Source organism: Domibacillus antri, assembly GCF_001936625.1.
In the GTDB taxonomy this organism is placed as follows: domain Bacteria; phylum Bacillota; class Bacilli; order Bacillales; family Domibacillaceae; genus Domibacillus; species Domibacillus antri.
Genome location: NZ_MSDU01000025.1, coordinates 26,428 through 34,592 on the forward strand (window position 1 = coordinate 26,428; position 8,165 = coordinate 34,592).

The 8,165-nt window shown below is 44.8% G+C and carries 9 protein-coding genes and 1 pseudogene; 7 read left to right on the forward strand and 3 right to left on the reverse strand.

Going from position 1 to position 8,165, the window contains the following annotated elements; genetic code table 11:
- The first annotated feature begins 2 nt into the window (after nt 1-2).
- Nucleotides 3-617 (forward strand): PH domain-containing protein, encoded by a 615-nt coding sequence (locus BTO30_RS11645; protein WP_075398903.1) that lies wholly within the window; start codon nt 3-5, stop codon nt 615-617.
- Between the two features lie 49 nt (nt 618-666).
- Here the strand turns inward: BTO30_RS11645 and BTO30_RS11650 are convergent, their stop codons facing one another.
- From BTO30_RS11650 to BTO30_RS11660, 3 genes are all read right to left on the reverse strand, one after another.
- Entirely contained in the window at nt 667-1,092 is a 426-nt protein-coding gene (locus tag BTO30_RS11650) for a hypothetical protein (protein WP_075398904.1), read from the reverse strand.
- Between the two features lie 82 nt (nt 1,093-1,174).
- Nucleotides 1,175-1,954 (reverse strand): HAD family hydrolase, encoded by a 780-nt coding sequence (locus tag BTO30_RS11655; protein WP_075398905.1) that lies wholly within the window; start codon nt 1,952-1,954, stop codon nt 1,175-1,177.
- Nucleotides 1,955-1,989: 35 nt separating this feature from the next.
- A complete protein-coding gene (locus BTO30_RS11660; protein WP_075398906.1) occupies nt 1,990-2,415 on the reverse strand; it encodes a MerR family transcriptional regulator in 426 nt (141 codons plus the stop codon).
- A 137-nt stretch (nt 2,416-2,552) separates the two neighbouring features.
- Here BTO30_RS11660 and BTO30_RS11665 point away from each other — a divergent pair, with 137 nt between their 5' ends.
- From BTO30_RS11665 to BTO30_RS11690, 6 genes and pseudogenes are all read left to right on the forward strand, one after another.
- Nucleotides 2,553-3,680 (forward strand): diacylglycerol/lipid kinase family protein, encoded by a 1,128-nt coding sequence (locus BTO30_RS11665; RefSeq protein ID WP_245796445.1) that lies wholly within the window; start codon nt 2,553-2,555, stop codon nt 3,678-3,680.
- A 145-nt stretch (nt 3,681-3,825) separates the two neighbouring features.
- Nucleotides 3,826-4,335 carry a DUF4178 domain-containing protein gene (locus BTO30_RS11670; RefSeq protein WP_075398907.1) on the forward strand — a complete coding sequence of 170 codons (510 nt, stop codon included), beginning with the start codon at nt 3,826-3,828 and terminating at the stop codon, nt 4,333-4,335.
- Between the two features lie 19 nt (nt 4,336-4,354).
- A pseudogene (locus tag BTO30_RS11675) lies at nt 4,355-5,027 on the forward strand (PspA/IM30 family protein).
- A gap of 58 nt (nt 5,028-5,085) precedes the next feature.
- The gene (locus BTO30_RS11680) at nt 5,086-5,640 is read left to right on the forward strand and encodes a DUF4247 domain-containing protein (RefSeq protein WP_075398908.1); all 555 of its coding nucleotides are present in this window, start codon (nt 5,086-5,088) and stop codon (nt 5,638-5,640) included.
- A gap of 27 nt (nt 5,641-5,667) precedes the next feature.
- Nucleotides 5,668-6,063 carry a DUF350 domain-containing protein gene (locus BTO30_RS11685; protein WP_075398909.1) on the forward strand — a complete coding sequence of 132 codons (396 nt, stop codon included), beginning with the start codon at nt 5,668-5,670 and terminating at the stop codon, nt 6,061-6,063.
- A 12-nt stretch (nt 6,064-6,075) separates the two neighbouring features.
- Nucleotides 6,076-7,629 carry a polyamine aminopropyltransferase gene (locus BTO30_RS11690; protein ID WP_075398910.1) on the forward strand — a complete coding sequence of 518 codons (1,554 nt, stop codon included), beginning with the start codon at nt 6,076-6,078 and terminating at the stop codon, nt 7,627-7,629.
- Nucleotides 7,630-8,165 lie beyond the last annotated feature (536 nt).

Consider the following 8,165-nt stretch of genomic DNA (forward strand, 5'->3'; position numbering starts at 1 on the left):
TCATGTTTGGAAAAGTAGCAGCAGATGTACTTGGATTGAGCGATGTTGGGGCGGTGATCAAGCCGGCTGATTATGACAAGGTGGACGCGGATGATTACATTATGCATGAAGACAATGAAAAAATTTATTTTCTAATTAAGTCAAAGGCGGATGAATACTGCTTCACGAACCTTGGACTTGTTCATGTTGACGGTGCAAATGCCGTAAGCAAAAAAAGAATGCTGCGCCGCTTCAACTATGTGACAAATCGTATTTCCAATGTATTTCTTGAAACGGCTGGTACAGTAGATTTGGATGTGGAAATAAAATTTACACTTGGCAATGAGACGTATTCAATTGATGTGCATAAAAAACATCTCGAAGAACTAAAGGATCTGTACAAAGCTTTATTGAAAATTGCCGAAATCCAGCGTGAAAATGAAATGTATCTTGGTTACGCCCAGCAAAGTCTTGATCTATCCGCAAACTCGATTAAAAACATTACGAAAGCACAAATTGAGCTTTCAAGTGAATTCGAAAAGGTAAACAAGTACGCATTTGACTGGCTGAAGCAGACGAACGACCAATACCGCGTCAAAGATTTCGGCCGTGTCTATGAAAAATATATTAATAATTAAGGAATGAAACAAAAAGCGATGAACCTGTTCAGGGGTTCATCGCTTTTTGTTAATAGTCTACCTTCACCGATTCAAGCTCTGACGTTTCACATGGCATAATGGTATAGCCGAGCTGTTTGACTTTGCCGGTCATATTGCCTGAGCAATCAGGACCGACCACTAAAAACGTCCGATCACGCTGTACTTTTTCGTGAAAGGATGACAGCATGCCGAAAAGGGCGGATGTTTTTTCTTCTGACAGCGACTGCGTGAATGAGGAAGTTGATTCCGTTACAGGAACAATCCATAATTCGCACGCATCTTCCGTCTGCAGCAGCTGTTCAAATACTTCAGCTTTTTCAAGCGGCGTTCTCATTGTATCGTCACGGATTTCATATACTTCCTTATCACCGATTGATTGTTCGGCGAACGGACGGCTGTCTTTTTTATCAAAAATTTTAATGTCCAGCTTGGACGGTTTAAAGTGCTTATCCATCAAAGTCTCTCCTCTGCCTGTTCAAACAGGTCTGTCTCTTTTTCAAAATCAAGTACCCGTTTTCAGAGAATGATAAACACCTTTAGACAAGATGAAGAATTTCTTTTAAGCGGCTGACCGTATGAACGGGATTTGCGCCTTCAATCACTTTTCCTTCCCCGTGATCAATCCAGACGGATTCGATGCCCGTGCGTGTTGCACCGAGAATATCTGTTCCTTGATTATCCCCGACCATTAGTGCATCTTCAGCGTTCACATCCATCAATTTCAGGGCATGGTCAAAAATAGCTTGCTCCGGCTTGCCGAATCCGAAGTTGCCGGAAATTAGAATATGCTCGAAATACGGCACTAGATCTGGTGTCATCGTCAATTTTTCCAGCTGTAAAGAAGGCGCGCCGTTTGTCAGCAGAAGAAGCCGGAATCCTTTTGCACGCAATTCATTGAGCACTTCAAACGTTTCTTCATAAACAAACGGTGATTCACGGCGGACTGTACGGAACCGCTCGCGTGCCCATTCTGCTTCCAATGCCGGGATGCCGGCTGCTGACAGTCCATTTTGCCATGTTTTCAGCTGGTAATCGGCAATGTGTTCGCCCATATTGCGAAACTGGCTGTTATGGACGTCGCCAAAGTTTCCCCATAGTCCTTCAAACGGGTTAATCCCGATCGAAATCGTCACTGGATAAAAATCGTATGTTTCATACTGTGCCCGTGCAGCAATGCGGACATGATGCTCAATGTCTGAGGCGTCTTTTTCATATTTTTCAGCAAGCTCGCCGCATGTCACGTCAAATGCGGTTTGAATGCTTTTTTTATCATCCAGAAGTGTGTCATCGAGGTCAAAAAAGATAGCTTTTTTCAAAATAGTGTCTCCTTCATATATGCGTAGTCTAGGTGCTATTTCGACAAAAAGCGCAAAAATCCTGCTTTTCGGAGCGGAAAAGATAAAAAAGGCGGGGGTGAGTAATCAGGTATACGCTGCGGGACAGGCAGACGGGCGATTTTCTCATCGAGTTCTGCGTGCAGCTTTAACAAGGCTGTCTGCTGTTCTTCAAGTGCGCAAAGCCGGCTGTCAATGATGGACAAAAAAGCATTTTGTCCCATCATATTGGCCGCTTGCCCAGGCGGCATATTTTCAGAAGCGGCGGTATCCATCATGCGCCGCAGCGTCGCCAATTCTTTTTCATCAAATAATCGTGCATTTCGTTTACCTGTTTCAAACCGGAATCCCGCCCCTTCAAGCGCCATCACATATTTTCCTAGTGTAGCCGGGCTGATTTCAAGGGCTGCTGCGGCTTCTTTTGCACTGTACCTTTCATTCATATTAACCCCTCCGTTTCCTGTTTTTAACTCATTCCTCATTTATTCCTTTTTTCCTTTCACTACTTTTAGCGAAAAAGCACAGATTCTTATGTTCTTTTCGCCATTTTTCGGGGTATACAACCGGTAGGTGAAGCAAAATGAATTTAGTGAAAAGGACGTATACAAAACGGTACAACATAAAAGCATCGTTTGACGAGTTTCCACATTCAAACGTCATTTTCCGGCTTATCCACCGCTACTATTTTATTTATATCGTCAATTGGTCGGACAAAGATCCGCCTGTGACGAAAGGGCATCTTGAGAAAATGGAGCAGCTTTTAAATGACGAACTTGGAACCGGACACTTTTATCGGAACCGGAAATCGAATAAACGGGGAGGGACTACAGTGAAAAAAGCGATGATTATCGCCAATCCGTCATCGGGAAAAGAACAGGCAGAACAATACATGGACCGAATTAAGCAGCAGCTAGAAAGGTCAGGATTTGATGTGGAAACACGGGTGACGGAAGGAGAAGGGGATGCGGTCCGCTTTGCAAAAGACGCCTGTGATGCAAAGTTTGAGGCCGTTGTTGCCATGGGAGGAGACGGCACGATGAACGAAACGGTTAATGGTTTTGCGGAACAGCCGTATCGTCCAGCAATGGGGGTTGTGCCGCTTGGAACAGTTAATGATTTCGCGCGCGCGCTTAACGTGCCGCTTGAACCGGAAAAAGCCATTGAAGTGCTGGGCGGCAGAACGAAGCCGGCGGATATCGGCAAAATAAACGACCGTTATTTTTTAAATATTTTAGCGCTCGGCGGCATTGCGGAAGCGGCCGGTGAAGTAACGTCTGAACAGAAAACGTCCATGGGGGTCCTCGCTTACATGATGGAAGGGTTAAAAACGTTAACGGATAAAACGCCTTTTACGATTACAGTGGAAGCGGACAGTGGAGCGTATGAAGAAGAATCACTCATTTTTCTTGCGGCGCTGACGAATTCGGTGGCCGGTTTTGAAAAGCTGGCTCCGGATGCGGAAATAGCAGACGGCCATTTTCATTGTTTTATTGTGAAAGACGTGGCACTGCCAAAATTACTCCGGATTGGAGCAGCCTTATTAAAAGGTGATTTGCAGGATGATCCGGATGTCATTTACTTTACGTCAAAAGAATTGAGAATAAACTCATCTTTTCATTTAAAAGCGAATGTGGACGGCGATATGGGGGATGCTGTTCCCATTGATCTCAAAGTGCTGCCGGGTCATTTGAATATTTATACACCTTAAAAACAGCCGAGTGTGCTGTTTTTTTACAAATGCCAATTGGACAATTTAAGCCATTCTGGCGGTTATAATGCCTTATTGTTCGATATATTCAAAAAAATGAAACCACGGCAGAATTTGTGCGTACGTATACGTGAGGTGAAAATGAATGAGCTTTTTTAAGCGTTTGTTCAAAGGAGCAGATGAAACAATTCCGGAGACAAAAGAACGCACACTGCTTAATCTCCGTGTTGGCGATTTCGTCACGTATGATCTTATGGATTATGAAGTGACAGGCAAAATCCATTACAACGACGGCGGCTATACGTGGGATGCGTATCAGTTAGCCGGAAGCGGAAAAACACGCTGGCTAAGCGTTGAGCTTGATGATGAGCTGGAAGTTGGTATGTATGAAACCATTCGTATCCCGGGGCTTGAACCAGGGGCAAAAAAAGTAACGCATGATGGAAGAACGTATTATTTGGAAGAGCAGGGCCGAGCGTATGTAAAAGCGGAGGGCCGCAGCCAGAACGTCCACGGAAAAAATGTGGACTATTATGACTATACGGACGACTCGGAAGAACGCTTTTTGTCGGTTGAAGTATGGGGCGGAGATGTGGAAGTCAGCTATGGCTACGAAATTGAAGAGTATGAAGTGACAATCTTAGCAGGAAGTTAAAGAAAGAGGAGGCAATAACATGTTTCAATTTTTTAAACGTGTACAGACGTATGTCGGTTCAGAACTGAATGCAGCATTGGATAAAGCGGAAGATCCGGTAAAGATGCTTGATCAATTTATGCGGGAAATGGCAGCGGATATCCGCGATGCAGAAACAGCTGTGGCAAAACAGCTTGCCAATGAAAAAATGCTAAAAAAGAAATACGACGATGCCAACAGTATGGTCGAGAAGCGCCAGCAGCAAGCGGTTGAAGCGATTGAAGCCGGAAATGAGGACCTGGCCCGCCGCGCGCTTGAAGACAAAAATGTGCATGCGCAGCAGGCGGATTCTATGCGTACCGCTCACGAACAGGCAGCCGCGGATGTTGCGGTTTTGCGTGAAAAATTGTCTGAAATGAAAAAAGAATTACGAAGAAATGCGTTTGAAAAAAGATTCTTTAAAAGCACGGGCTGAATCCGCAAAAACGCGGACGAAAATGAACCGGGCAATGTCATCGATCGGGGAAGGAGAATCACGCCGCGGCTTCGAACGAATGGAAGAAAAAGTGATGCAATATGAAGCGGAAGCCGAAACGTCAGAAGATTTGCGTGCAGGCTCAAGAAGCCTTGATGATGAGCTCGCTGCCTTAAAGAAAAACAGTGCTGTTGATAACGAATTGGCTGCGTTAAAACAGAAGCTCGGAAAAGAATAAGGAACCGCGGCCTGCTTATTTGGGCGGGCCGTCTCTGTTCATTTGGAGTGTTTCATATATGATAAAAAAAGGATGGATGGCCGGCACGATTGCCTGTGTCGTATTTCTTGCAGCCTGCGGTCTGTCAGAAGCGGATGACTATGTCGACGAAAATTACACGTTCGTTGACGCCGTTCAAAACAATAAGAACACAAATGACCGCGCCCTTATTTACAGGGTGGATAAAAGTGTTGCGGATGTGGCCGCCGAATTAATGGATGTGCAGGAGCCTGAACAGGTTGGGGAAGAAGTGGACGGACGCCAGGTGCTCGTATATGATGATGAGTTTATCATTTTAACAGAAGATCCGGATAACCCGGGCTCAACACTTGTAGAAGTGGCAGAGGATGAATTTGTCCGAACCCATTACAACCCGGGCTTCTTTACAGGTATGCTTCTCGGTTCGCTTTTAAACGGACGTTTTGGTTCAGACTGGGATCGTGCACAGACGAATAAATGCCGGCAGAATAACGATGCCTGTTATTCAGGAGGCGGTGCGTACGGCTCTTTTTCATCAGGTTCATATGGACGGGGTGCCGTTTTTCGCGGCGGCGGTCCTGGAACAGGCAAGTAATAGTTTATTAAGAGAGGGGATTCGGTTGTGAACTCATTTTTGCTGACGTTTTACTATTATGCCATTGCGATTGCAGTCGTCGTAATTGGCTTGGTTATTTTTGAATTGATGACAAAAAAGTATAAAGACTGGGAAGAAATAAAAGGGCGCAATACAGCGGTTGCGTTATCGATCGGTGGAAAAATTATCGGTATCTGCATTATTCTAATGTTTTCTATTTTCCACAACGATACGATCATTGAAACGGTGTACTGGGGATTATTCGGGATGGTGCTTCAATTAGTGGCTTATGTTTTATTTGAAATTTTCTCCAGAACTTTTTCGGTGGAAGAGCAGCTGAAAGAAGGCAATATAGCGGTCGGAATAATTTCTTTTTCCGTTTCCGTTGGTCTGGCGTTTGTGATCGGCGCTTCGATTTCGTAAGGCGGTGTTGGAATGACTGAACAGGAATCGGTCCGGCAGAGCCGGGCGATTTATTATGCATCGGGTATCGTCTCCATTTGCGGGATCATTTTTGAAGTGCTGTTCGGTGCACTCGGTTCATACATTTTAGGAGATGGAGTGAAGCAGTATACGCTCACCATCTCCCTTTTTTTAACCGGAATGGGCATCGGTGCCTACATAAGTGAAAAAATGACGAAACATTTAATCGCTTCGTTTATTTGGATTGAATATGGGATTGGTCTTGTCGGAGGTTTTTCGGCGATGCTGCTGTTTGGCGTGACGGCGTATTTGCCGGATGGGACGGATGCGCTTTTTTTATATAGCGTGACATTGCTTGTCGGTACTTTAACAGGTGTGGAGCTTCCGATATTAATACGAAAAGCGAATGAAATTGGTGTGTCTCTGCAAAAAAGTGCGGCAAAAGTGCTGTTTTCCGATTATGCCGGCGGATTAATCGGAGGGCTGCTATTCCTATTTTTATTGCGGCCCTATTTCGGCCTGGTCAAAACGTCGTTTCTTGTCGCGCTGATTAATGTCGCGGTGGCCCTTTGGATTGTAATCCGTTTTAGAAAAGAGTTGAAGAGGTTTCAGCTGCACGCTGCTTCAGGTATTGTCTTTTTGTTTATTTTAATGGCCGGCGCTTTATTTGGAGAGGAAGCGGCTTTTCATTTTGAACAAAAGTTATACCGAGATCCTGTCGTTTTTTCAGAACAAACGGCTTATCAGCAAATACTATTGACACGTGAGCAGGGAGATACACGTCTTTACTTAGACGGACAGCTGCAATTTAGTTCGTCGGATGAACACAGGTACCATGAAATACTTGTGCATCCGGTTATGTCGGCAGCGGCACGTCATGATAACGTGCTTGTACTGGGAGGCGGAGATGGCCTGGCGGTGCGGGAGCTGCTTAAATATGAAGATCTCGGCACCGTGACATTAGTTGATCTGGATCCGGCGATGACAGAAACGGCCCGTACTCATCATTTATTGACGGATTTAAATAAAGGATCGCTGGATGACAGCCGTGTACAGGTTATGAATGAAGATGCGTTTCAGTTTCTGGAGAAAGCAGACGGTTTTTATGACGTGATTATCGTTGATTTGCCTGACCCGAATAATGAATCACTTAACAAACTATATACGCAGGAATTTTATTCACTTATGAGGAACCATTTGCATCCGGACGGCGCTTCGATTGTGCAGGCAACCAGTCCGGTCTTTGCGGCAGAAGTATACTGGACAATTGATAAAACGATTCAATCTGCAGGATTAAAAACAAAAAACCTCCATGCGGATATACCGAGTTTTGGCGGCTGGGGCTTTATCATGGCATCACGTGAAGAAATACAATTGTCAAAATTAACTATTATCGATGACACACGTTATTTAACAACAGACATACTGCCGGCGCTTGCGGAATTTGGCAAGGATGAGGACGCTGTAATTGAAGATGAGAATGGTGATCCAGTGACTTTAACGCCGAATACATTGATTCGTCCGAATTTAATTGAAGTGTATGATAAAGCATGGCGTTACTACTAACAGCAAAGAGCCTCCCCTAAACGGAGGCGGCTCTTTGCACAGTGTTGAAAAATAAAAGAATCAAGAAGAAGTTCATTTTTTAAGTGGGATTTTCACTCGAACATGATCAGTGCTAAATGGAAGATCAGTCTTTTTTGAACAGGAGCCGATAGGTGAAGCCCGCCGGACTGCGCTTTTCTGTGGGGCGAACGCTGAACCAGCCACCGCTGCGCGCTGTCCGTTTCAGCCTGCCCCTTGGAAAGCGCAGCCCCGCGAAGGCCGCCTATTCTTTGCTTTGCCGCATCTCGTTTTCTGAATGGACTTGTGTAAATTCACTCTTTCGCTAATGTCTTTGTCAGTTGCAGTGGATCGTTGTAAACCTAAAATGTCAATAAATGTTTTGATTTTAAGAAAGGCTTTGGTTGACAACATCATTTTTCAACAGAATGCAAAGGGGCTGTCCCAAAAGTCAGTGGAAACTGACTTTTGAGGCAGCCCTGTTTTTATGCACAAAAAAATCGCCTCATCCGATATAATGTAAGTGACCAAACCAACAT